Source organism: Streptosporangium sp. H13245 (assembly GCF_055690525.1).
Genome location: NZ_JBSZKT010000010.1, coordinates 164,429 through 186,513, shown reverse-complemented (window position 1 = coordinate 186,513; position 22,085 = coordinate 164,429). Strand labels below are relative to the sequence as shown.

At 70.0% G+C, this 22,085-nt stretch carries 19 protein-coding genes; 9 read left to right on the top strand and 10 right to left on the bottom strand.

All coding sequences use genetic code 11. The annotated features are described in order from the left end of the window. Positions 1-199: 199 nt before the first annotated feature. The gene (locus ACW9TB_RS18720; protein WP_472749281.1) at positions 200-838 is read right to left on the bottom strand and encodes a TetR/AcrR family transcriptional regulator; all 639 of its coding nucleotides are present in this window, start codon (positions 836-838) and stop codon (positions 200-202) included. A gap of 61 nt (positions 839-899) precedes the next feature. On the opposite strand from ACW9TB_RS18720, the gene ACW9TB_RS18715 reads away from it, so the two are divergent. Together ACW9TB_RS18715 and ACW9TB_RS18710 are read left to right on the top strand one after the other, a co-directional pair. Continuing rightward, positions 900-1,568, top strand: coding sequence for a class I SAM-dependent methyltransferase (locus tag ACW9TB_RS18715; protein ID WP_472749280.1), 669 nt, complete (start codon positions 900-902; stop codon positions 1,566-1,568). Positions 1,569-1,857: 289 nt separating this feature from the next. Then, positions 1,858-3,204 carry an aspartyl protease family protein gene (locus ACW9TB_RS18710; RefSeq protein ID WP_472749279.1) on the top strand — a complete coding sequence of 449 codons (1,347 nt, stop codon included), beginning with the start codon at positions 1,858-1,860 and terminating at the stop codon, positions 3,202-3,204. Between the two features lie 686 nt (positions 3,205-3,890). On the opposite strand, the gene ACW9TB_RS18705 is transcribed toward ACW9TB_RS18710, so the two are convergent. Continuing rightward, positions 3,891-5,357 (bottom strand): aldehyde dehydrogenase (NADP(+)), encoded by a 1,467-nt coding sequence (locus tag ACW9TB_RS18705; protein WP_472749278.1) that lies wholly within the window; start codon positions 5,355-5,357, stop codon positions 3,891-3,893. Between the two features lie 339 nt (positions 5,358-5,696). Between ACW9TB_RS18705 and ACW9TB_RS18700 the strand changes: the two genes are divergently transcribed. Next, complete coding sequence (locus ACW9TB_RS18700; protein WP_472749277.1) at positions 5,697-6,491, top strand: sensor histidine kinase; 795 nt, start codon at positions 5,697-5,699, stop codon at positions 6,489-6,491. Between the two features lie 189 nt (positions 6,492-6,680). Here ACW9TB_RS18700 and ACW9TB_RS18695 read toward each other — a convergent pair whose 3' ends face one another. Then, entirely contained in the window at positions 6,681-7,904 is a 1,224-nt protein-coding gene (locus ACW9TB_RS18695; protein ID WP_472749276.1) for a helix-turn-helix domain-containing protein, read from the bottom strand. Positions 7,905-8,181: 277 nt separating this feature from the next. Here ACW9TB_RS18695 and ACW9TB_RS18690 point away from each other — a divergent pair, with 277 nt between their 5' ends. Together ACW9TB_RS18690 and ACW9TB_RS18685 are read left to right on the top strand one after the other, a co-directional pair. Next, positions 8,182-8,511 carry a hypothetical protein gene (locus tag ACW9TB_RS18690; RefSeq protein ID WP_472749275.1) on the top strand — a complete coding sequence of 110 codons (330 nt, stop codon included), beginning with the start codon at positions 8,182-8,184 and terminating at the stop codon, positions 8,509-8,511. A 16-nt stretch (positions 8,512-8,527) separates the two neighbouring features. Next, the gene (locus ACW9TB_RS18685) at positions 8,528-8,860 is read left to right on the top strand and encodes a hypothetical protein (RefSeq protein ID WP_472749274.1); all 333 of its coding nucleotides are present in this window, start codon (positions 8,528-8,530) and stop codon (positions 8,858-8,860) included. 153 nt (positions 8,861-9,013) lie between these two features. Here ACW9TB_RS18685 and ACW9TB_RS18680 read toward each other — a convergent pair whose 3' ends face one another. From ACW9TB_RS18680 to ACW9TB_RS18655, 6 genes are all read right to left on the bottom strand, one after another. Then, entirely contained in the window at positions 9,014-9,751 is a 738-nt protein-coding gene (locus tag ACW9TB_RS18680) for a hypothetical protein (RefSeq protein ID WP_472749273.1), read from the bottom strand. A 96-nt stretch (positions 9,752-9,847) separates the two neighbouring features. Further along, the gene (locus tag ACW9TB_RS18675; protein ID WP_472749272.1) at positions 9,848-11,443 is read right to left on the bottom strand and encodes an acyl-CoA synthetase; all 1,596 of its coding nucleotides are present in this window, start codon (positions 11,441-11,443) and stop codon (positions 9,848-9,850) included. 19 nt (positions 11,444-11,462) lie between these two features. Then, positions 11,463-12,614, bottom strand: coding sequence for a thiolase domain-containing protein (locus ACW9TB_RS18670; protein WP_472749271.1), 1,152 nt, complete (start codon positions 12,612-12,614; stop codon positions 11,463-11,465). A 111-nt stretch (positions 12,615-12,725) separates the two neighbouring features. Further along, positions 12,726-13,745: a thiolase domain-containing protein gene (locus ACW9TB_RS18665; RefSeq protein ID WP_472749270.1), complete on the bottom strand. Its 1,020-nt coding sequence runs from the start codon at positions 13,743-13,745 to the stop codon at positions 12,726-12,728. Continuing rightward, on the bottom strand, positions 13,746-14,654 hold the full coding sequence (locus tag ACW9TB_RS18660) for a Zn-ribbon domain-containing OB-fold protein (protein ID WP_472749269.1): 909 nt from the start codon (positions 14,652-14,654) through the stop codon (positions 13,746-13,748). Beyond that, positions 14,644-16,308, bottom strand: coding sequence for an acyl-CoA synthetase (locus ACW9TB_RS18655; protein ID WP_472749268.1), 1,665 nt, complete (start codon positions 16,306-16,308; stop codon positions 14,644-14,646). Before ACW9TB_RS18655 ends, ACW9TB_RS18660 begins: the two co-directional genes overlap by 11 nt. Before the next feature lie 417 nt (positions 16,309-16,725). On the opposite strand from ACW9TB_RS18655, the gene ACW9TB_RS18650 reads away from it, so the two are divergent. The 4 genes from ACW9TB_RS18650 (at position 16,726) to ACW9TB_RS18635 (ending at position 20,170) form a co-directional block, all read left to right on the top strand. Next, positions 16,726-17,541: a crotonase/enoyl-CoA hydratase family protein gene (locus tag ACW9TB_RS18650; RefSeq protein WP_472749267.1), complete on the top strand. Its 816-nt coding sequence runs from the start codon at positions 16,726-16,728 to the stop codon at positions 17,539-17,541. A gap of 246 nt (positions 17,542-17,787) precedes the next feature. Further along, positions 17,788-17,997, top strand: a complete 210-nt coding sequence (locus tag ACW9TB_RS18645; protein WP_472749266.1) for a hypothetical protein — start codon at positions 17,788-17,790, stop codon at positions 17,995-17,997. 17 nt (positions 17,998-18,014) lie between these two features. Beyond that, positions 18,015-18,890, top strand: coding sequence for a DUF3037 domain-containing protein (locus ACW9TB_RS18640; protein ID WP_472749265.1), 876 nt, complete (start codon positions 18,015-18,017; stop codon positions 18,888-18,890). Positions 18,891-18,967: 77 nt separating this feature from the next. Continuing rightward, positions 18,968-20,170, top strand: a complete 1,203-nt coding sequence (locus ACW9TB_RS18635) for a cysteine desulfurase-like protein (protein WP_472749264.1) — start codon at positions 18,968-18,970, stop codon at positions 20,168-20,170. A gap of 92 nt (positions 20,171-20,262) precedes the next feature. Here ACW9TB_RS18635 and ACW9TB_RS18630 read toward each other — a convergent pair whose 3' ends face one another. Next, positions 20,263-22,074 (bottom strand): hypothetical protein, encoded by a 1,812-nt coding sequence (locus ACW9TB_RS18630; protein ID WP_472749263.1) that lies wholly within the window; start codon positions 22,072-22,074, stop codon positions 20,263-20,265. Positions 22,075-22,085 lie beyond the last annotated feature (11 nt).

The following is a 22,085-nucleotide window of genomic DNA, read 5'->3' as shown; positions in this document are numbered from 1 at the left end:
GAACTTCACCCAGGTGAGACTGTTTTTATTGTTACGTTTTAATATGAGCTTAGGGCGAGCCGAAACAGGCCCCGCGCCGGAGCGACACGAGAGTGTCGGTATCCGCCAAGACGCAGGCACTGACCGTCGACATCGCCGACACCGCCGATCAACCGCGTCTCGAGCACACCCGCCGCGAGCATCCCGGCCGGGCGTCCGCCTACCTCGGGTCGGCGCAGAGCTGGGAGGTCAACGAGGTGCGGGCCCACTCCTCCCACGCGTCCGGCGACCAGCCACGGTCGCGGACGAAGATCAGATAGAGCTGCGGGCTGAGCAGGCCGAACAGCAGGTCCGCCGCCATCTCGGCGGAGAGGCCGGGACGGGCGTCGGGCTTGCCGGTCAGGGCTTCGGCCGCCGCGCGCTGCACGGTGTAACGCGGGTCGGGGCCGTTCGGCCACTGCGCGGCGATCTCGGGGTCGGTGGCCGCGGCAGCCGCGATCAGCGGCATGATCGGGGCGACCCGGCCCAGGATCTCGCGGGTGCCGCGAACGTGTACGCGCAGTTGCCCGGACGCGGTGGGCTCGGCGCACGCGGTGCGAAACCACTCACGATCCATGGTGGCGACAGGCTCGGCGTCCCCGGCGATGGACGTGTCGACGACGTCCTTGAACAGCGTGCGCTTGTTGTGGAAGACGAAGTAGACCGTCTGGACGGCCACGCCCGCGCTGTCCGCGATCTCCTGCAGGCTCGTCGCCCCGTAACCCCGCGCGACGAACAGCTCGCGAGCCGCCTCGACGATCTTTTCCCGGGTGTGGCGTGAGCGCTCGGTTCGCTTGTCCGGCCGCTTGACTCTGTCCATGCTACGAGTATAAATATAGAGTGTGCCACTAGAGTTCAACTCTAAATTGTTGGAGGAGACGATGGACCAGCCCACCACCACCCAGAAGCCGGGCCCGGACCCGACCTCACCGCGGCGAGACCAGGAGGAGGAGTCCGTCCACCGCGCGCTGGAGGGCTATTACCGCGCAGGCAAGCCGCCATGGGATACCGGCGTGACGCCGCCCGAGCTGGTCGCCCTGGTAGAGGGGCACGGCGCGCCACCACCCGGCCGCGCCCTCGAACTCGGCTGCGGCACGGGAACCAACGCCACCTACCTCGCACGGCACGGCTGGGAGGTGACGGCCGTCGACCTGATCGACCGCGCCATCGACCAGGCCAGAGAGAAGGCCGAGGCGGCGGGAGTGACGGTACGGCTGCTGCACGGAGACGCCACCCGTCTCGGCGAGCTGGACGTGCCCGGCCCCTTCGACCTGTTCTTCGACCTGAGCTGCTACTGCGGGATCCCGCTGCACCGCCGCGACGCCTACGCCGCCGGGCTCACCCACCGCGCCGCTCCCGGAGCACGGCTGCTGATGTTCGGGTACGGCCCCGAGCCGCTCGGCAGTCCGACCACCGAGATCACGTCGTGGGCGGCGGGCGTCACCGCCGACGAACTCCACACCAGGTTCGCCGGCTGGGAGCTACTCGACGTCACACCGGGCACCAACTCGGTGCCGACCTTCTGGTTCACGCTGCGCCGCGACGCCTAGTGCTGCGTTCCTTAGGGCAGGTAGACGAACCTGCGGCGCGGGGTCCGTGGCTGTGGTGAGGATCGTCCCCAGATCCAGGTCTTGTCGATGCCGCGCGAATACTCCAGCCGGTCCTTGATCCGGTGCCCGTCGGGCGACCAGCCCGGGGCGGGTGGGAAGGGTAACGCAGAGGAAACGGCAGAGCTGATTTTCTGACGCGGGCACCTGCCCGAACTCCTCCTCCGCAACCGCCGGGGAACGGGCCGGGCAGATCGCCGCTGAAATCGCCGCAGCCCTCAGGAGCCCTGCCATGCACGAAGAAGAGACTTTTTCGAGACTGGATCGACGACGGTTCCTGCAACGCGCGGGGCTGGCCGCCGGAGTAGGTGCGGCGTTGCCGCTGCTGGGCATGGGTGGCGCGAGCGCCATGGCCGCCGCTCCGTGGTCCGCCGACGACCCCGACCAACTGTTCAAGGACGGCCATTTCAAGCGCGCCGAACTAGGTTACCGGCGCAGGCTGAAGGAGAACGCCGACAACGCGCAGGCCGCCGCGCAGATCGGCTACATCGCTCTGCTGTCCAACCGGTTCGCCGACGCCGAGAAATTCCTCAAACGCGCCGTCAGTCTGAAGCCCGACGACGAATTCTCCCTCTACCAGCTCGCGGACTGCTACGTCCGCCAGGACAGGCTGTCGGAAGCCGTACCCTGGCTGCGCAAACGCGGCGAGCTGACCGACTCGCTGACCGACTTCGCCTCCGCCAAACTGTACGAGACGATCCGGGGCACCCCCTGGCAGGTGCACGGCCCGCAGACCACCCGGATCCCCTTCCTCGGGCTCGAACCCCTGCCCCACATGATGATCTCCATCAACGGGACACCGCCGAGGATCTTCCAACTCGACACGGGAGCGACGACGGCCGGCCTCAGTATGCGACTGGCGAAGGAGGCCGGACTAGAGGTGATCTCCGAGAGCAGGGGAAGCGCCGACGGGCAGCAGTTCACGATGTATTACGGCATCGCCAAGTCGGTGCGTATCGGCGACCTCGAGATCCGCAACGCGCCCGTCCACTGGAACGAGGCCGACCGGCCGAACCTGCCCGACGGCACCGAGGCGCAGGGCACCATCGGCACCGTGCACTTCTACCATTTCCTGACCACCATGGACTACGGTCACCAGCAGTTCGTCATGCACCGCAAGACCGAGGCCAACCTGCGCAGGATCCGTACCGAGACCGCACGGCTCAAGGGTGACGTCCTGCCGCTGTGGCTGGCGAAAGACCATTTCCCCTGCACGCTGGGCTCGCTCAACGACTTCGGGCCCCGGGTCGTCACCTTCGACACCGGCGGCCCCGGCCGGGGCGTCGGTACCTCCCTCGACTTCGCCGAACGCGCCGGCATCGAGCTCGGTGAGCCCGAGCAGGGGCGTGGCGGGGTGCGCTACCCCATCGCCCCCGAGCAGATCAGCCTCGGTAAGGCGACACGGCGGCGGGTCAAGGGGTGGGCGGAGGAGAAGCCCAAGGTCGGCGCCGGGATGAAGTTCGACACGATCGCCAACTTCACCCACGACTTCTTCAAGCCGTTCGCCATCACCTTCGACTACACCCACATGAACCTGTACGTCACCGGCGACTTCATGAACCCGGACACGGGCCGGTAGGGAGCGACCGCGATCTGGCCGTGAGCACTCGCTTGGCGAAGACCGGCACACCGTCCATGGCCGGCAGTGCCGAGATACCGCCTATCCCCTTCCCCGGAACCTGTGCCTGCTCCGGCGACTCGCCGAGCTGCCGGTTGCCGCGCAACGCCAACGCGCTCGCGACATCGCTGTATCGGTGGACACGCTCACCGTGAGACATGTCCAACCGGCTGTTTCGCAGTCCCAACGGAGGCGCCCTTCGTAATCAACTTCGCGTATTAGTGCGACGTTCCTCAAAGCAGATCGAGAACCCAAGGTCGCCGGGGTGGCTTTCCCCGCCCTCAATCTCCCGGGCCGGCGGGGATCTGCACTTCCAGCGAGGAACGTCGCACTAGTAGTACTTCGTCAGGTTGGTCCGAGAGGATGGTGTTCTGGCCGGATTTGGCAAGGTATATCGCGGTGGTAGTGGGACACGCGCCGGCGAACGCATCGGCCAGATCGTCCACGGCGTCATCCAAGCCGCCCGAGATCGCCGAACAGGCGTCACTGACACTCTCGTGTCGCGTGGCAACACAGAGCTGGAACGGCTTGGGGCCGGAACAACACGGAGCTGGAACGGCACGAACAGGAACGACTCCGAGCCGATCTCCGGGGGGCCGGAGATCGGCGGGAATGTCAGACGGAGGAAATGCCAGGCGGAGGGAATGTCAGGCGCGTCCCTCCACGAGGACCCCGTCGACCCGGCGGGGAATTCCCAGCGGGTTGTCGTCGCGAAGCTCCGGCGGCAGGAGCTGGGCCGGCCAGTCCTGGTAGGCGGTCGGCACCAGCCACCTGCGGATCGCGGCGGCGCCGACCGAGGTGTGGGCGGCGGCCGTACTGGCGGGCCAGGGACCGCCGTGGTGCATGGCCCAGCGGACCGCCACCCCGGTCGGCCAGCCGTTCCAGATCAGCCGTCCCGCCTTCCTGAGCAGCACCTCGGCACTCGCACGCGCCTCGGCGGGGTCGGTCGCGTGAACCGTGGCGGTGAGCGAGCCGTCCAGCCTCTCCAGTACGGGAGGCAGGTCCGCGGGGTCGGTGTAGACCACCACGACAGCGGCCGGGCCGAAGCACTCCTCCACGAGATCGGGCAGGTCGGCGGCGAACGTCGCCAGGTCGGTGACGAACACCTGCGGGGTCACCGCGAACGCCCCCTCGCCCGGCCGTCCCTCGGCCAGCGGGGTGAGCTTGCCGAGCCTGGCCAGCCCGCGCAGGTAGCCGCCCCGCATCCGCTCGGTGAGCATGGGCCCGCCCACGGTCTCGGAGACCGCCTCGGTGATGGCCCCCAGGAGGTCCGCGTCGTCGGGGACGAACACCAGCCCGGGGTTGGTGCAGAACTGGCCGGTGCCGAGGGTCAGCGAGGCGGCGAACCCCTGGGCGAGGCCGTCCCTGGCGGCCGAGGGCAGCACGACGACGGGGTTGACGCTGCCCAGCTCGCCGTAGAAGGGGATGGGGTCGGGACGCTCGGCGATGAGCGCCTGGATGGCCTTGCCCCCGGGGATGGAGCCGGTGAACCCGACTGCCGCCACGGACGGATGCCTGGCCAGCCGCTTTCCCGCGTCGAGCCCGCGGACCAGGCCGAGGAGGGCCGGGTCGGGCAGGGCGCGCCGGATGACCTGCCACGACAGCTCCGACGTGGCCGGATGCCCGTCGTGGGCCTTGACCACCACCGGGCACCCGGCGGCCAGCGCCGAGGCCGTGTCGCCGCCCGCGACCGAGAAGGCGAACGGGAAGTTGCTCGCCGCGAAGACCCCGGCCACGCCGGGCAGGGGGTGGTTCATCCGCCGCAGGTCGGGGACCGGCGGCTGGGCCGTCGCGTGGTCGATCACCGCCTCCACATGCCCGCCGTCCCGCAGCACCTGGGCGAAGAGCCGGAACTGACCCGCGGCCCGCCCCACCTCCCCGCGCAGCCGGGTCTCCCCGAGCGCGGTCTCCGCGTCGGCGGCCCGCCAGAGCTCCTCGACGTTCGCCTCCAGCGCCGCCGCGACCGCGTCGAGCGCCTCCGCCCGGTCCGCCGTACGCCAGGCGGGCCCGGCCGCGAGAGCCGCCCCGACGATCGCGTCCACCTCGTCGTCCGAGGTCAGCGGGAAGGGATCCCCGACGGACTCGCCGGTCCTGGGGTCAACTGAGTGGATCAAAACGAAAGCCTCTCCTCAACGGAACCTGCCACGCCAGGCCACTCTCCTACGGTAAGCGCTTTCCAGCACAGTGGCCACCCGGCACGATCTTGAATCGCATCGGCCGGGGCCGGGGGAATCGTACGGCCGACCGGATGGCAACCGTGAGGCACCCTAGGATCGAACTACCAGGTAGCGGAGGTTTCACGCTCCTCGCAGGGAGATCTCCAGGCCGAAATGGTCATTCAGATGGGTGAGACGCCGACCGAGCGTCACCGCGTCCCGGACGCCACGCCGGGACGGACTCAAACGCAAGGCTTCGATCACCCGTAATAGGTCAAGAGCAGGAGAAATCCGGACATGACCGATCTACGTGAATGCGTCGAAGAGCTGGACAAACTCGAAGACGCCATAACCGGCATGCGGTGCCGACTGAGCCGTGAGATCCGCCGACAGCGCCGATTCGCCGCGGACGCCTCCCACGAGCTGCGTACTCCCATCGCGGGCCTGCGCGTCTCCCTCGAAGAGGCCGCGCGCAACCCGCAGAAAACCGATCTGGAAAATCTTCTCTCACACGCGTTGAGCAACGTCGACCGGCTGCAGGCGATCGTGACCGACCTGTTCATCCTCACGGAGCTGGAGGCGAGCACGGGCGTCGCCGAATACAAGGCGGTCGACCTGGCCAAGATCGTTCAAAAGCAGGTCTACCGGCGGAAGGACAAGCACAAGATCAGCCTGCGGTGCCGGCCGGGAATTCTGGTGGGAGCCGCTCCGGAGAAGATCAGCCGAATGCTCGCCGAGTTGCTCGACAACGCCCAGCGCCACGCCGAACACGTCGTGGAGGTCGAGCTGAGCCACGATTCCGGTTACGCCATCCTGACCGTCGCCGACGACGGCCGGGGCATCCCCGAGGCCGACAGGCAGCGCGTCTTCGACCGGTTCATCCGGCTGGACGAGGCTCGCTCACGCGACCTCGGCGGCACCGGCCTGGGCCTGACGATCGCCCGCGACATCGTCACATCCCACGCGGGCACGATCCACGTCGAGGACTCAACACTGGGCGGCGCCTGCTTCGTCGTCCGCCTGCCTCTGGCCGACCCGGCCGTCCCCACCCCCTCGATCGACGCGTCGAGCAACGGCCTTCGCGGCAGCTGACCCACCGGGGCCGTCCCGGGAACCGTGCCCGGCGAACTCGCCAAGAGCCCATACGGGCCAGGAGGTCGCCACAACCACGAGAACGCCGGAACGGGGAAGGGAGTCATCGCCCGGACCCGTGCCAGCCCTTGTGGGGGAAGAGACGCCCCGTCGGTCAGCTGACCGGTGGGGCGTCGTCGGTCGTGGACTTCACGAGGAAGCCAGCATGCGACGTAGATCCTGAGCGGAGTCCACGAGCGTCGACGTCGGCCCCGTCCCAGCACGCTCAACACGGTCGGCAACGCGAAGCAGCAGGTTGGCCGTACGTGCGGAGGCGATCTCATTCGCCTGCCCCATCACATCGACGATGACCGGCTCGGCCTCTCGCCACGCCTGCGCGTGTACGAGGGCATTGAGCAGCTGGGCGGCGTAGTGGTAGCGAGAACGTCCTCGGGTGGATCGCCGAACGAAGGCGTCCATGAGCGGGGCGGCAGCCTTTCCCCACTCGCCCAGCTCCGCGTAAGCCATGCCTTCGTGCCAGGCCAGCTCGGCTTCGTCCATCCACCATGTCCAGTGCGGATCGCGCGCGCTGATGCTTTCGGCGAGCGCGGACCGCGCCCGCTGAAGCGCGTCGAACCCTCGCGTCTTGTCGCCCATGACGGCGAACGCACGTCCACGCCGTACGTCGAATATCGCCGCCACACGAGGGGAAAGGTCACCGTTGGTGAGCACGTCGTCAGCGAGGCGCAGCGCCTCGCGCGGGCGGTCCTGACACAACGACAGCATCGACAGGTGAGCCAGCTCGAACAACTCCATGCCGCGATCTCCCGCGAGACGCGAAAGCATCAACGCTTCATGAACGATCCGGCGTGACACCTCTTGCTGATCGGCGTCGTGAGCCTGCCAAGCGGCGACCTCTCCGGACTCCCCGGCGGCAGCTTCGAGATCCCGCTCGATTCCCGCCGCAAGGCTTCCCGTGGCGAGCTTGGCACTGACGGTTCGGAAAATCCGCAGAGAAAGGGGAAAAACTTCATTTCCCCCGTGGGCGCTGTCCAGCGTGACAAGCGCCTGGCTGGTTCTCCGTAGTAACGCCACATCCTCCGCGTCAGCTGGTCGGCCGTTCAGAGCAAACGAATCAAGGACACTCATGTCGCCCACTGTTGAACTGTCCGGAACACGTGGGGCACCGTCATCGAACAAAACCGCTTCGTCGAGGTCGAAGACGAGTGCGAGCAACCGCGGATAGGGGGCACGAGGCCGGGCCCTGCCCGCCTCCCACTCCCTGAGCATCCGGGTCAGAGACTCCCTGCCCGGCAGGCGGATACCGGCATGTTCACGAGCCACCTCAGTGAGGCGCCGGGCCACCTCCTTCTGCGTCCAGTACTCGCCAAGGCGTGCGGCCTTCAAACGCGCGGCCCATGTCGGCAAACTCATAGTTACCTCGCTGACGTGGGGGACTCCGCTTTCCTCCTCCATCCTCCTCTATCGGATAGCGAGTGCGCCGCGTTCTGATGGATGCGTCATGTCGGTGACACGGCAACCACAAAAGACAAAGCCCGCCCACGGCATTGCGCGCCAGGACGGGCCCCTTGATCAGGAAGCGAGTCCTGACCCGATGAATAACCCTAATGCTCCAATTCTCGACCGGACTACAGCGAGCGGCTGTGGCCGCTTCGCCACCGCGCCACCCGTCACCGAACCGTCGCCCGCCGTGCGCCGCGCCGAAGAGCTCGCCGCCGTCCTGGGCAATCTCTACGGCATCGAGGCCGACGTCCACGAGGTGCGCTCCGGCAACGCCATACTGTCCGTCCACTACGGGCTGCTGGCCTACACCGACGGGGAGAGGTTCTGGTGGACCGGACCCGAGCGCGGCGACTTCGGTAGTCCGCTGCTCAGCTCCGAGCTGACGTTGCCCGTCGCCGCCGAGCAGCTCGCCAGGCACTATCGGATCCTGCGCGCCCGTCCCGCCGCCAGTGTGCTGGAAGGCGAGCTGCCGTTGCTGGCCGACGTGATCCTGGCCGATCATGTCGTCCCGCGCTGACCGGAGGGAAGCAGACGTGATCCCGCCCTGCGGCACACCGGGAGGCGACCGGCTCTGCGCGGCCACCTGGCGGCCCGGTGCCGTCACCGCTCTCCAGCGCCTGCGGACCGAGTTGCACGCCCACCGGATCTATCCGGCCATCGCCTACGACGAGGGGCAGCCCCGCCTGGTGGTCGGCTCCGGCACGCTGACCGTCTGGGCCGACCGCGAGGGCATGTTCTTCCGCTGGGGCACCGTCCACCTGGAGGAGCCCGCCGACCACGCCCCGGCCGACGACCTGCCGCAGGTAGCACGCCAGATCGCCGAACGGCTCGGCGAGCACTACACCGAGCCGACCACTGCTCCATGAGCGGCGGCACGGCGACCAGCCTCCCGTGCCGTCACGCTCGCGCTCCCCACAAGCGTTGGCGCATGACGCGGTGGACGTCCCGCGAGGCGCGGGAGATGTGTCGACACCGGCTCGCCCCCGGATACAACCCGTCGCGTTAGGTTTCACTCGAAATCACGGGAGCACCGCCTCCCAGCGGGCGATCAGGGTTTTGCCTCCGGGGGTCACCGTCACGTTGTCCCCCGCCTTGCCCAGGGCGGTACGCAGTGCCTTCGCCTCGTCCCCCCGGTAGGTCCGGGTGCCGAAGTTACCTCCGGTCGCGGCCTCGATCGGTGTGGTGATTCCCTTGGGCCAGGTCGCCTGCCGGATGGGCCGGGCGCTCGGGTCCTCGTACATCGTCACCGTGATCGGCGCGGTGGGGTCGGGGGTGCCGGTGGTGCGGATCCTGGCGGTCAGTTTCGAGAGGCGCTCGGTCGCGGCGACGATCCGCTCGTCCTCCGCCAGCGGCGATCCCTCCAGCCGGGTCTCGTGGGTCCTCCCGCCGGGGTCCACCACGGTGACGACGGCGAAGGGCTGGTCGGTGGCCCCTCCCGTACGGTCGAGCGTGCCCTCCCGTCCGGCCAGGGACTCGACGAGCCCGGCCCGTAGATCACGCAGTTCGGTCGCGGTGAGCGGGACGACGAGCAGTTCCCCGTCCCGCAGGGAGACGGCCCGCCCGTCGGCGGTGACGGCCATGCTGTCACCGCCCTCGCACGTCATCCCGCCGCAGCTGACGTACCGGACCACGACGTCACCCGGCCGGGCCCCGGCCGTCGCGGCGGGCTCGGCGGGTTCGACGACGGCGGTGGTTCCGGTGGTCGCGGAGCAGCCGGTCAGGAGGAGAAGCACGGCGGCGAGCAGGAAACGCGTCACCTCCCTGAAACGGGCCGGGGCCCCTCGCGGTTCACGCCCCCGGCGAGACGGCCGTACGAGGACCTCTCCGGAGACGCGACGGCCGGGAGGGAAGGGTCAGGCCCCGGTCGCCCGGGCGGCCTCGGCGGTCTTCCTGGCCCAGCGGTAGTCGGCCTTGCCCGCCGGGGAGCGGACCATCTCGTCGACGAAGGCGAAGGTCCTGGGCACCTTGTAGCCGGAGATCCTCCCCCGGCAGTGGGCGTCGAGCTCCCCGGCCGTCGGCGTCGTGCCGGGACGCGGCTCGATCACCGCCGCCACCCGGCTGCCCCACCGCTCGTCCGGGATGCCGGTCACGACCGCGTCGAAGACCGCCGGGTGGCCCTTGAGCACCGCCTCGACCTCCTCGGGGAAGACCTTCTCCCCGCCGGTGTTGATGCAGGCGGAGCCCCGGCCGAAGATCGCGATGGTGCCGTCCTCCTCGACCTTGGCCATGTCACCGGTGAGCAGCCAGCGGACGCCGTCCCCGTCCGTCACGAAGGTACGGGCAGTCTTGGCCTCGTCCCGGTAGTAGCCGGAGGCGATGTGGCCGCTTCTGGCCACGGTGCCCAGCTCGTCCGAGCCGGGCTTGACCGGTTCCAGGGCCGCGTTGAGCACGGCCAGACCGGCGTGGGGGTTCGCCTGGTAGCGCAGCCCGGACTCGGGAGAGGAACCGGGGACCGCCGACGCGGTGTAGCCGGACTCGGTGGAGCCGAAGCTGTCGACGATCATCTTGCCGGGCAGCAGATCCTCCAATCGCTCGCGTACGGAACCGCTGAGGATCGCGCCGGTGGAGCTCAGCACGAACAGCGAGGACAGGTCGTAGGCGCCGGTGGCGATCTCGTCGGCCAGCGGCCGGGCCATCGCGTCCCCGGTGATGTTGAGCGTCAGAACCCCCTCCCGCTCGATCGTCCGCAGCACCTCGGCCGCGTCGAACGTGCGGACGTACGCGATCGTGCCGCCCATGCACCAGCTGATGAAGGTGCCCATCTGGGCGGCGCCGTGCATCAGGGGGGCCGCGGCCATCATGGTCACCGCGTCCGTGGCGACGGCCGCCTCGATCACCTCCCCGGGAGTGGCACGCGGCTCGCCGTAGGGGTTGCCGCCGCCGAAGGCGAAGAACAGGTCCTCGGTACGCCACATCACCCCCTTGGGCATGCCGGTCGTACCGCCGGTGTAGATGATGTAGAGGTCGTCGCCCGACCGTTCGGGGAAGCCGCGCGTCTCCAGCTGCCCGGCCAGCGCCTCCTCGTACGGCACCGCGCCCTCGACCTCGGAGGGTCCCCCCACCGCGATCAGGTGTTCCAGGGCGGGGGCGTCTGGGGCCGTGGCCGCCACCCGGGCGTCGAACTCCACGTCGAACAGCAGGGCCACGATGTCGGAGTCCCGGTAGAGGTAGAGCAGCTCGGCCTCGACGTAGCGGTAGTTCACGTTGACCGGCACGGCACGGATCTTGAGGGTGGCGAGCAGCCCGGCCACGTACTCGACGCCGTTGTACAGGTGGATCCCGACGTGCTGCCCGGGGCGCACGCCCCTGCTCTCCAGGAAGTGGGCGAGCCGGTTGGCGTGCGCGTCCAGCTCGGCGTAGGTCACGTGGCGGTCGCCGCAGACGACGGCCGTGCGGTCCCCGATCGCGTCGGCGAGTCCTTCGAACAGATCCGCGTGGTTGAACTCCATTCGCACCCCTCCTGGGGGATCAGGGTTTGTCGCTGCCGACCATCCACATCGCGAAGAACTGCGCGCCTCCCCCGTACGCGTGCCCGAGGGCCCGCCTGGCGCCGTCCACCTGGTGCTCCCCGGCCATCCCCCGCACCTGGAGCGCCGCCTCGGCGAACCGGATCAGCCCGGAGGCGCCGATCGGGTTGCTCGACAGCACGCCGCCCGAGGCGTTCCACGGGATGTCGCCGTCCAGGGCGGTGGCCCCGGACTCGGTGAGCTTCCAGCCCTCCCCCTCGGCGGCGAAACCGAGGTTCTCCAGCCACATCGGCTCGTACCAGGAGAAGGGCACGTACACCTCCGCCACGTCGATCTCCCGGCGCGGGTCGGTGATCCCGGCCTGCCGGTAGACGTCCGCCGCGCAGTCCTTGCCACCCTGCGGGTTCACGGTGTCGCGGCCCGCGCGGAAGATCGGCTCGGAGCGCGTCGCCGCGCCGAGGACCCAGGCGGGGGTGCCGCCGGTGAGCCTGTCCTCCGCGGCCAGGACCATCGCGCAGGCGCCGTCGGAGGACGGGCAGGTGTCGAGGTAGCGGATCGGCTCCCAGAGCATCGGGGTCGACTCGACCATCTTCCGGTCGATGCCGGGGATCCTCAGGTGGGCGTACGGGTTCCTCAGGGCGTTGCGCCGGTCCTTGACGGCCACGAGGTGGCCGATGTGCCCGGGGGCGCCGGAGCGGCGGATGTACTCGCGGATGTGCGGGGCGAAGTAGCCGCCCGCGCCGACGACCAGCGAGGCGCTGAACGGCAGGTGGGTGGAGAGCGCCCAGGTCGCGTTGGACTCCGACTGCTTCTCGAACGCCACCACCAGCACCCGGTCGTGCACGCCGCCCTGGATCAGCGAGGCGCCGACGAGCGCGGTGGACCCGCCGACCGAACCGGCGGTGTGGACCCGCATCATCGGCTTGCCCGCGGCGCCCAGCGCGTCGGCGAGGTACGCCTCGGGCATCATCACGCCCTCGAACAGGTCGGGCGCCTTGCCGATGACGACCGCGTCGATGTCCTTCCAGGTCAGGTCCGCGTCCTCCAGCGCGCGCAGGGCCGCCTCGCGGACCAGCCCGGCGAGGGAGACGTCGCGCCGCTTGGTCGTGTAACGGGTCTGGCCGACACCGATGACAGCGCAGGGGTTACCCATGGTCGCTCACCGCTCCTCGCTCGCCACGCGGACCACTCGCCACGTCGGATTCGCCCTGTTGCTCACGGCCACCCACCGCTCCTCGCTCACCGCGTCGGGTTCGCTCCACGTTCAGGCCTCCATCACGGTGACGAGGTTGTGCTGGAGGCAGGGGCCGCTCGTGGCGTGCCCGAGGACGCGGCGCGCGGTGCCGTCCATGACGTGTCCGGCCGCCTCGCCGATCCTGATGAGACCGGTGGCCATGACCGGGTTCGCGGCGAGGGGGCCGCCGCTGGGGTTGACGCGCGTGCCCTCGGGGAGCTCCAGCGCCTCGCGCAGGATGAGCTCCTCGTGGCTGAACTGGACGTGCAGTTCGGCCACGTCGACGTCACCCTTGCCGACCCCCGCCGCTCGTGCGGCGTCGGCGGCGGAGGCCGACCGGGCGAGATCCCTCATGCCCAGGTAATGCGGCTCTATGCGGTGGGCTATCCCCGTTATCCACGCGGGGCGCTCGCACAGCTCCCTGGCCAGGTCACCGGCCGCCAGCACCAGCGCGGCGGCGCCGTCGGTCGCCGGGGCGATGTCGTACGGCCGCAGCGGCGCGACCTCCGCGTCCTCCCCGGCGGGGTCCGGCAGGTCGAGGGCGTACGGGTTCGCCCTGCCGTCGGCGCGGCTGCGTCGTACGATCTCGTCCAGCTCGGCCCGGTCCGCCCCGGTGGCCGACGCCTGCAGCGCGGCGAAGGAGACCTGGTCCAGCCCGAGGGGGGCGAGGTAGTACGGGTCCAGCTGGAGCGTCATGATCTCCCGCAGGTCCCCCTGGGACGACTTGCCGAAGCCGTAGACCAGGGCCGAGTCGACGTCGCCGTGCTGGAGCCTGACCCAGGCCTCGTACAGCGCCCAGGCGGCGTCCATCTCGACGTGGCTCTCCGAGATCGGCGGCCAGGCGCCGAGCGCGTCGAGCGCGGAGACGAACGAGAACGGCGCCCCCGCCAGGTAGTCGCACGACCCCGAGCAGGTGAAGCCGAACCTCCGCAGCCCGGTGGCGGCCCGTACCTCCTCCAGCGGGGGCAGGATGAGCTCGGCCTCGCTCTGTCCCTCGTCGACGGCGCTGTGCCGGGTCTGCGCGAACGCGACGACCGCTATCTCCCGCATCTAGAGCTCCGCGTCCGGCTCGCCGGTGGGGGCGAACCACTTGATGTTCGACATGGACATCGTCCGCTCCTCCTCGGGCACCCACACGGCCCGCACCCGCATGCCCTGGCGCACCTCGTGGGCCGCGACCCCGCCGACCAGGGCGATCATCGGGATGTCGGTGCCGTCGAGCTGGATGTACGCCGAGACGAACGGCACCTCGGGGGCGCGCGGGTCGGGCAGGTTGTTGATGGCGAAGGTGGTGATCGTGCCGGTGTCCGGGACGACCAGCTCCTCGGTGATCGAGACCCCGCACTCGGGGCACGACAGCCGGTAGGGCACGTAGACCTTGTGGCAGGTGCCGCACCGGCAGCCGATGAGGACCCCCTCGGCGACGCCCTCCAGGAACCGGCCCAGCGCCAGGCCGGGTGTCACCGTGTACTCGACGCGGACCTCGGAGACGATCCTGGTGACCTCGGGGACGAAGCTCTCGATGTCGGTGATGTGCCCGGTGCGCCCGGCCCGCCAGCGGGGACGCACCCGCAGCCCGGGGCGCATCGCCCTGACGTCCCCCGCGTCCACCGCGTGCACCAGCGAGGTGTCGGCGCCGTCCAGCCGGATCAGGGCCCAGGCGAACGGCCGGTCCAGCGGGTGGTTCTTCCTGGGGGTGGTCACCCACGCCCAGCTCTCGACGGTGCCCGCGGGGCCGACCTCGACGAACTCGCCGGTCACGGCGTCGCCGGTCTCGGGGTCGTACTCCAGCGGCGGCACCAGCGTGCGTCCCGCCGCCGTACGGACCCCGACGAGCCGCCCGTCCCGCAGCTCGGTGAGGAAACGCCCGATCACCGGTCCCGTCGTACGCGTGTACCCGCCGGGGAACTCCAGCACGTGCCGCGCCCGCAGCGCCTGAGTGTCTTCGCTAGATGGCACGATCGTGTCCCTCCCAGTAGGGGTCACGCAGCTTGCGTTTGAGGAGCTTGCCGTTGGGCTCGCGGGGCATCTCCGCGATGAAGTCGACGGACTTCGGCCACTTCATCCTCGACAGGCGGCCCCGCAGCGACTCGACGAGCTCGGCGGCCAGCTCGGGTGAGGGAACGACGCCGGGCGCGGGCTCGACCACGGCCTTGATCTGCTCGCCCCACTCCTCGTCGGGGACGCCGAACACGGCCACGTCGGCGATCTTGGGGTGGACCATCAGCTCGTTCTCGATCTCGGCCGGGTAGATGTTGGTCCCACCGGAGATGATCATGTCCGCCTTGCGGTCGCAGAGGAAGAGGAAGCCCTCCCCGTCCAGGTAGCCGATGTCGCCGACGGTGAAGTGGTCGCGCAGCCGGTTGGCCTCGGTCTTCGCCGGGTCGCCCTTGTACTCGAACCGGACGCCCAGCATCTTCATGTAGATGGTGCCGGGGGTCCCCGTCGGTACGGGCTCCATGTTCTCGTCCACGACGAGCAGCTCGCTGATCGGCCAGGCGGTGCCGACGGTGCCGGGATGCTTGCGCCAGCCCTCCGGGGTGGCGATGGTGCCGCCGCCCTCGGTGGCCGCGTAGTACTCGTAGACGCAGTCGCCCCACCACTCCAACATCGCCCACTTGACTGGGACCGGGCAGGGGGCCGCCGCGTGGATCATCCACCGGAGGGAGGAGAGGTCGTACCTCGACCGCACGTCGTCCGGGAGCGCGAGCAGGCGCTTGAAGTGGGTGGGGACCATGTGCGAGTTGGTGACGCGGTACCTCTCGCAGAGCCGGAGCGTCTCCTCGGCGTCCCATCTGTCCATGTAGACGAGCGTGTGCCCCATCTGCAGGGCCGTCCCCCCGAACTGGGTGACGGCGGTGTGGTAGTTCGGCGAGGTGACCAGGTGGACGTTCTCCTTGCCCGGGGTGACGCCGAACAGGGTGAGCAGGAACGTCATCAGCTCGGCGCCCTCGTCCGGATCCAGGCCGCTGAGCGGGCGGCGCACACCCTTGGGCCTGCCGGTGGTGCCGGAGGTGTAGTGCATGGTGGCGCCCGCCGTACGGTCGGCGGGGGCGGTGTCCGGCTGCCCCTCGGTCAGCTCCGAGACGCGCCGCACCCCCTCCCCCCACCCGGACGCCTCCGCCTCTCCGGACGCCTCCGTCTTCGCCTCCCCAGATGCCCCCACCCGCACGGACGCTTCCGCCTGCCGGAACGCCTCCGTCTGCCCGAACGCCTTCAGACTCCCGAACGCGAAGACGCGGTCGGGGGCGATGCCCGACTCGGCGGCGCCGCGCAGGCCCTCCACGGCGTAGCGCTCGTGCACGAAGAAGGCGCGCGCCTCGCTGTCGGCGACGATGTAGCCGATCTCGGGGCCGGTGAGGTGCCAGTTGATCGGCGTGTAGTACCAGCCGGCCTGCAGGGCGGCGAGATAGAGGGTGAGCCCGTCGGAGCCGTTGGGCACGAGCCCGCAGATGCCGTCGCCCGCCTTGAGGCCGAGCCCTCTCAGGCCGTGGACGAGGCGGTTGGCACGGGCGAGCAGGTCACCGGCGCGGTGTTCGGTGCCGTCCGGGTCGACCGCCGCCACCCACTCGGGGTCCGCCTGCGCCAGTCTCCAGAAACCGAGCGTACCCATCGGACATCCTCTCGGTGGAAAGGCCCCGGCACACCGGAGTGCATCACGTTCTCTTTATCGCGACAAGCCCTGGCGGAACGGGGTATATAGAACAAGAATCTGTTCTTGTACGCATGGGCAGACTAACCCCGGGAGGTACACCTAGCAAGCGCTTGACTATCCGCAAACCCCGCCCCTTCCGTAAGGGACCGTCCCCCGAAGAGCACCTCACCCGACCCCGCCGGAACCCGTCTCCCAGGGCGGCCCAAGCGCGCGAAAGCGATCACACCCCGGGCGGCCCGACCACACGGAAGCGACCACACCCTGAGCGGTCCGACCGCCCGAAAAGACCACACCCCCGGGCGGTCACACCGCGCGGGAGCGATACGAACCCAGAATTTCCCATCAGACACCTGGTGAACCAACGGAGGTCGTCCCGTGGAACTCCTGCCGATCAGCACGCCGCACTGCCGGGTCGAACGCGACGGTCACGTCGTGATCGTCACCATGGACCGCCCCGAGGCGAGGAACGCGCTCTCCACCGACATTCTGGTCGGCCTGGCCGACGCCTGGGCGTACGTCTCGGAGGAGCCCGAGGTCCGCGTCGCCGTGCTGACCGGCGCGCACGGGACGTTCTGCGCGGGCGCCGACCTGAAGGCCATGGGCACCCCGTCGCGGGACCCCCGGGTCAGGGAGCGGGCCGCGGCCATCCCCGACTTCCACTGGAAGGGCCTGCTCCGCGACTCCGGCGCCCTGCCGACGAAGCCGATCGTCTGCGCGGTCGAGGGGTACGCCGTGGCGGGGGGCACCGAGTTGCTCGTCGGCACCGACCTGCGGGTGGTCGCCGAGTCCGCCACCCTCGGCCTGTTCGAGGCCCGTCGCGCCCTCTTCCCCATGGGCGGTTCCGCGATCCGCCTCCCCCGCCAGATCCCGTACGCCTTCGCCATGGACATCCTGCTGACCGGCCGCGCCGTCACCGCGCGGGAGGCGCTGGCCATGGGCCTGGTCAACCGGGTCGTCCCCGACGGCCAGGCGCTGACCGCCGCCCTGGAGATCGCCGCCCGGATCGCCGAGTGCGGCCCCCTCGCCGTCCAGGCCATCCTCCGCGCCTACCGCGAGACCCTGGGCCTGCCCGAGGCCGAGGCCCTGAAGGTCTCAGACACCATCGGCTGGCCGGTCATCGGCTCGGAGGACGCCAAGGAGGGCTCCCGAGCCTTCCGCGAAAAACGCCCGCCCGCCTACCGGGGCGAATGACCTGGAGCGGTATCGATTCCTTCTTCGATAACCGCCGTCCGCGACGCCCGCCGCCCGTTTATGCTGCTGCGGTGAACCATCGATGTCTACGCACTGTATGACTGGTGTTACGGAGATGACGCCCAGTGGCTTTACGACCTCGACGACGACCGGTCCATTTACTCGCATGATCACGGCCTGTACTTTCCGCCCAACCTCGGCGGCATCGAAGCCGACATCCTCAAGCGGTCCGCCGACGAACCGAACATGCTGCCCGACACCCCGAAAGGGTTGGATCCGAAGGCGGTCGAGACCGTCGCGAGGGCCCTTGAGAAAATAGATCGCGATGCTCTCGTCAACATCCTGCGCGCCGTGCCAGCATCGTGGCCGGTGAGCGACGAAGCTTTGGCAACGCTCGGCTGGTTTCTCGAATATCGGGCGCCTGCCGTGGCGAGCCGTCTCCGAGCCCTAGTCTGAAGGGGGTGTGACATCCGGTGAGCAGATACATCTACTCGATCGTTCGCTGTCTCCCCGATCCGCGAACCGGCGAATTCGTCAATGTCGGCGCCATAGCCGGCGACCCGAACACCGGCGACTGGGCTGTCCGGCGCTTGAGCAACACCGAACGGATCAAAAAGTTCGCACCGGCCACGGCGATCGATATCACCGACCGTTTCATGGTCCGCCTGAGCAGCGAGATAGCCGAAGCGCGAGAGACCCTGGAAACCGGGGACGGTCACCCGTTCGGCGACGACTGGCTCCGCGGGCTGCATCACGATCACCGGAACATCGTGCAGCTCAGCCCACCGGTTTCGATCGTCGCCAATCACGCTGAGGCCGCGCTTGACATCATCTTCGGGCGAATGATCATTGATCCGGCGTCGCAGCCACGACAGGTCACCGTCGGAAAGGACCGAGTCGTTCAGGATCTTCGTAAAGCCTATGCGCAGGCGCAAATACCAGCGCACCTCCTGAGACCGAAATCGGAGGTGTTCATCGGCGACAAACTGCATTCCGCCATCGACATAGCCATCGCCAACGGCAAGGTCGCACAGCTGGCACAGGGCTGGTCCTTCCGGATCACCGGCATGGAAAGGCTCCTCACACAGGTGAAGGCCTGGGGTTTCGCGCTGGAACGCCTGCGCCGCGGTGACGAGGCGCGGGTGGTGGACGCTCAGGGCCGGTTGAGCGAAGTCGCCCGAGACGTGAATCTGCAGGTGGTCATCGCGACACCTGAGACAACCCAGCAGGAGGCGGCCTACGAGGAGGCGGAGCAGGTGTTCCACACGCTGGGCGCCGAAGTGCATCCCGTGGAGAACGTCGGTGCCGTGAGTGCCCGAGCTGTGGAGCTCGTCCAGGAATTGCTCTGACGTGTCCGTTTTCGGTGCCCCGCCGCTCGCGGGTGGCGGGGCACTTCCGTATTGTCGACAGCGATCCTGGAGGTTCTGTGACATACGACGTGGCGGCCGTACGGGCGCGTTTTCCTGCTTTGGACGAGGGCGCGGCGCACTTCGACGGGCCGGGGGGTTCTCAGGTTCCCGCGGAGGTCGCGGAGGCCGTGGCCGGGGCGCTGCGGGCCGCCGTCTCCAACCGGGGGGCCGAGACCGCCGCCGAGCGGCGTGCCGACGGGATCGTGACCGGGGCGCGTCAGGCGATGGCCGACCTGCTCGGCGGCACGCCGGGCGGCATCGTGTTCGGCCGGAGCATGACGCAGCTCACCTACGACATGGCCCGCGCGCTCGCCAAGGAGTGGCGTCCCGGGGACGAGGTCGTGGTCACCACGCTGGACCACGACGCGAACATCCGGCCCTGGGTGCACGCCGCCGAGGCGCGCGGGGTCACGGTGCGCCGGGCCGGCTTCGACCCGGCGAGCGGCGTGCTGGACGTCGGCGCGGTCGCCGGACTGCTCACCGGGCGCACCAGGCTGGTGGCCGTCACGGCCGCGTCGAACCTGCTGGGCACCCGCCCGGACATCCCGGCGATCGCCGAGCGGGTGCACGCGGCCGGGGCGCTGCTCTACGTCGACGGCGTGCACCTGACGCCGCACAGCCTGGTCGACGCCGGGCGGCTGGGCGCCGACTTCTACGCCTGCTCGCCGTACAAGTTCCTCGGCCCGCACCTGGGCGTGCTCGCCGCCGACCCCGGCCTGCTGGAGACCGTCCACCCCGACAAGCTGCTCCCCTCCAGCGACACGGTGCCCGAACGCTTCGAGCTGGGCACGCTGCCGTACGAGCTGCTCGCCGGTACGACGGCGGCGGTCGACTTCCTGGCCGGTCTCGTTCCGGGGGACGGGACCCGGCGCGAGCGCCTGGCGGGCTCGATGGCCGCGCTGGAGGAGCACGAGAACGCCATGCTCGACCGGCTCGACGCCGGTCTGGCCGAGACCGCCGGGGTGACCTCGTACGGCGCGGCGTCGCGGAGCCGCACCCCGACGACACTGTTCTCCGTCGACCACGTCAAGCCGTCCGACGCCTACCGCTTCCTGGCCGAACGCGGCGTCAACGCTCCCGCCGGGAGCTTCTACGCGCTGGAGTGCTCCCGCCACCTGGGCCTCGGCGACACCGGGGCGATCCGGGCCGGAATCGCGCCGTACACCGACGAGTCCGACGTGGACAGGCTGCTCAGCGGCGTCCGGGAGCTGGCGGGCTAGGTGGGCGCGTCCGCCGCGACCGCACCCCGCCCTCCACCGCGCGCCCGGCACGGTTGGCGGAAAATCGGCCAGAAACCAGCCAAAAGGGACCGCTAGGAGGGACGCGGGCCGCCGAAGAGGCCGCCGGTGACGCAGACCCGGGTGTCGGCCGACAGGACCTCCACCCGTACGGAGGAGCCCGGGGCGGTGAAGGGGATGTGGATCCTGCCGTTTCCCTGGTCGAGGACGACCTCGACCTCCTGTTCCCCGACGTGCACGTAGGCCGCCGTCCGGGCGGTGGAGCGGTAGTCGAGGCCGAGGACGACCATGCCGCCCTTGTGCGCGAGGGGGATCGAGATCAGGCCGCCCCGCTGGGGGAAGCAGCCGCCGGGGGCGGCGACGTAGGGGCCGGTGAGGCGGGCCGGGAGGAGACGGCGTCCGGTGGGGTCGAGGACGAGGGGGGCGACGGCGGGCCGGGGGTTGCGCATGAGGGCGGCCAGACCGGGCGGGGCCAGCGGGCTGAGGGTGAGGTGGCTGAGCCCCTCGTCGCCGTACCCGAAGCCGAACTGGTCGTAGGGCGTCTGCTGGGGGTAGATGTCGCCGCCCGGCGGGGCGGAGGCCAGCGTGGCCCGTACCGAGGCGAGGTAGGAGCGGATCTCGGCCCGCCCCGGTTCCGTCCCCGTCACGTATCGGTGCGCGGAGTAGACGGAGAAGGCGGCGACTCCGGCCGCGAGCAGCACGCAACCGGTCCTGACGGCGGCGCGGGCCGGGACCCGCCTGAGGTACGGGCGCGCCTCGCCCAGCAGCGGGAGCGTCGCCAGCGCCAGGCAGAGGGCGAGCACCGGGGTGACGTCCGCGAGGTAGCGGGCCTCCTCGCCCAGGGCGCGGTCCAGGGAGCGTCCGGCCAGGATCGGCACCATGAGGAGGGGCGGGTAGAGGCAGAGGATCAGCCACGCCTTCCACGCCCCCCGCCGGAAGACCAGGGTGACGGCGACGACCACCGCGATGAGCAGCCAGGACGCGCCGATCATCAGCGGCGGCGGCACCGCGTAGAACTTGTACCACCACGGCCCCGGGCCTCCGGTCGCGAGCACGGGGAGGGTGACGCCCAGCATCCGCGCCATCGCCCGGCCCGCCACCTCCGACGCGGGCGCCCCGATGGCCTGGCCGTGCAGGCGGTCGAGCTGCAGGACGAACAGGATCGAGTACGCGCCCGCCATGACCGCGTACGCGCCGAACGCCGTCGCCAGGGAGCGCAGGCGCTCGCGGACCGGGAAGTACAGGACGGTGACCAGGACGAGCAGCAGGGGGATGGCGAAGACGGCCTTGAGGTGGAAGGAGCCGAGCCCGAACAGGAACCACAGTCCCGTCACGAACGCGTCCGCCCCCCGGCCGGTCCGCAGGAACGTCACGTGGGAGGCGACCGCCATCGCGATGGCGGCCTGCAGCGGCAGGGCCTGGACCGCCGCCGCCCACCAGTAGAAGGCGGGCAGGGCCAGCGGCGTGAACAGGTAGAGGGACAGGGGCACCAGGATCGCCCAGCGGGCCCCGAACAGCACGCGCAGCATGCGGTACACGGCGAGCGAGGCGCCGAGCTGGAAGAGCAGCAGCGCCGCCGCGGTCACCGTCCAGTTGTACGCGCCGAGCGAGGTGACGATCGTGTTGGCGACCATCCCGACCGGCATCACGTGCGCGGAGTAGACGCCGAAGAGGTAGTCGAGCCCGAACGGCTCGGCCGCGGCCCGGCCCACCATGTTGAGGTCGTCGCCGAAGAAGCCGCCCCGATGCAGGATCACGGCCCGCCAGGCCAGCTGGGCCACGACGAGGACGAGCGCGACGCCGAGCACCCGCCGAGCCCCGGGGAAGGACCGCGCGGGTCCCGTCAGGGGATCGGGAACACGGTCGGTGACCTGCGGGGACGCCATCGTTCTCCAAA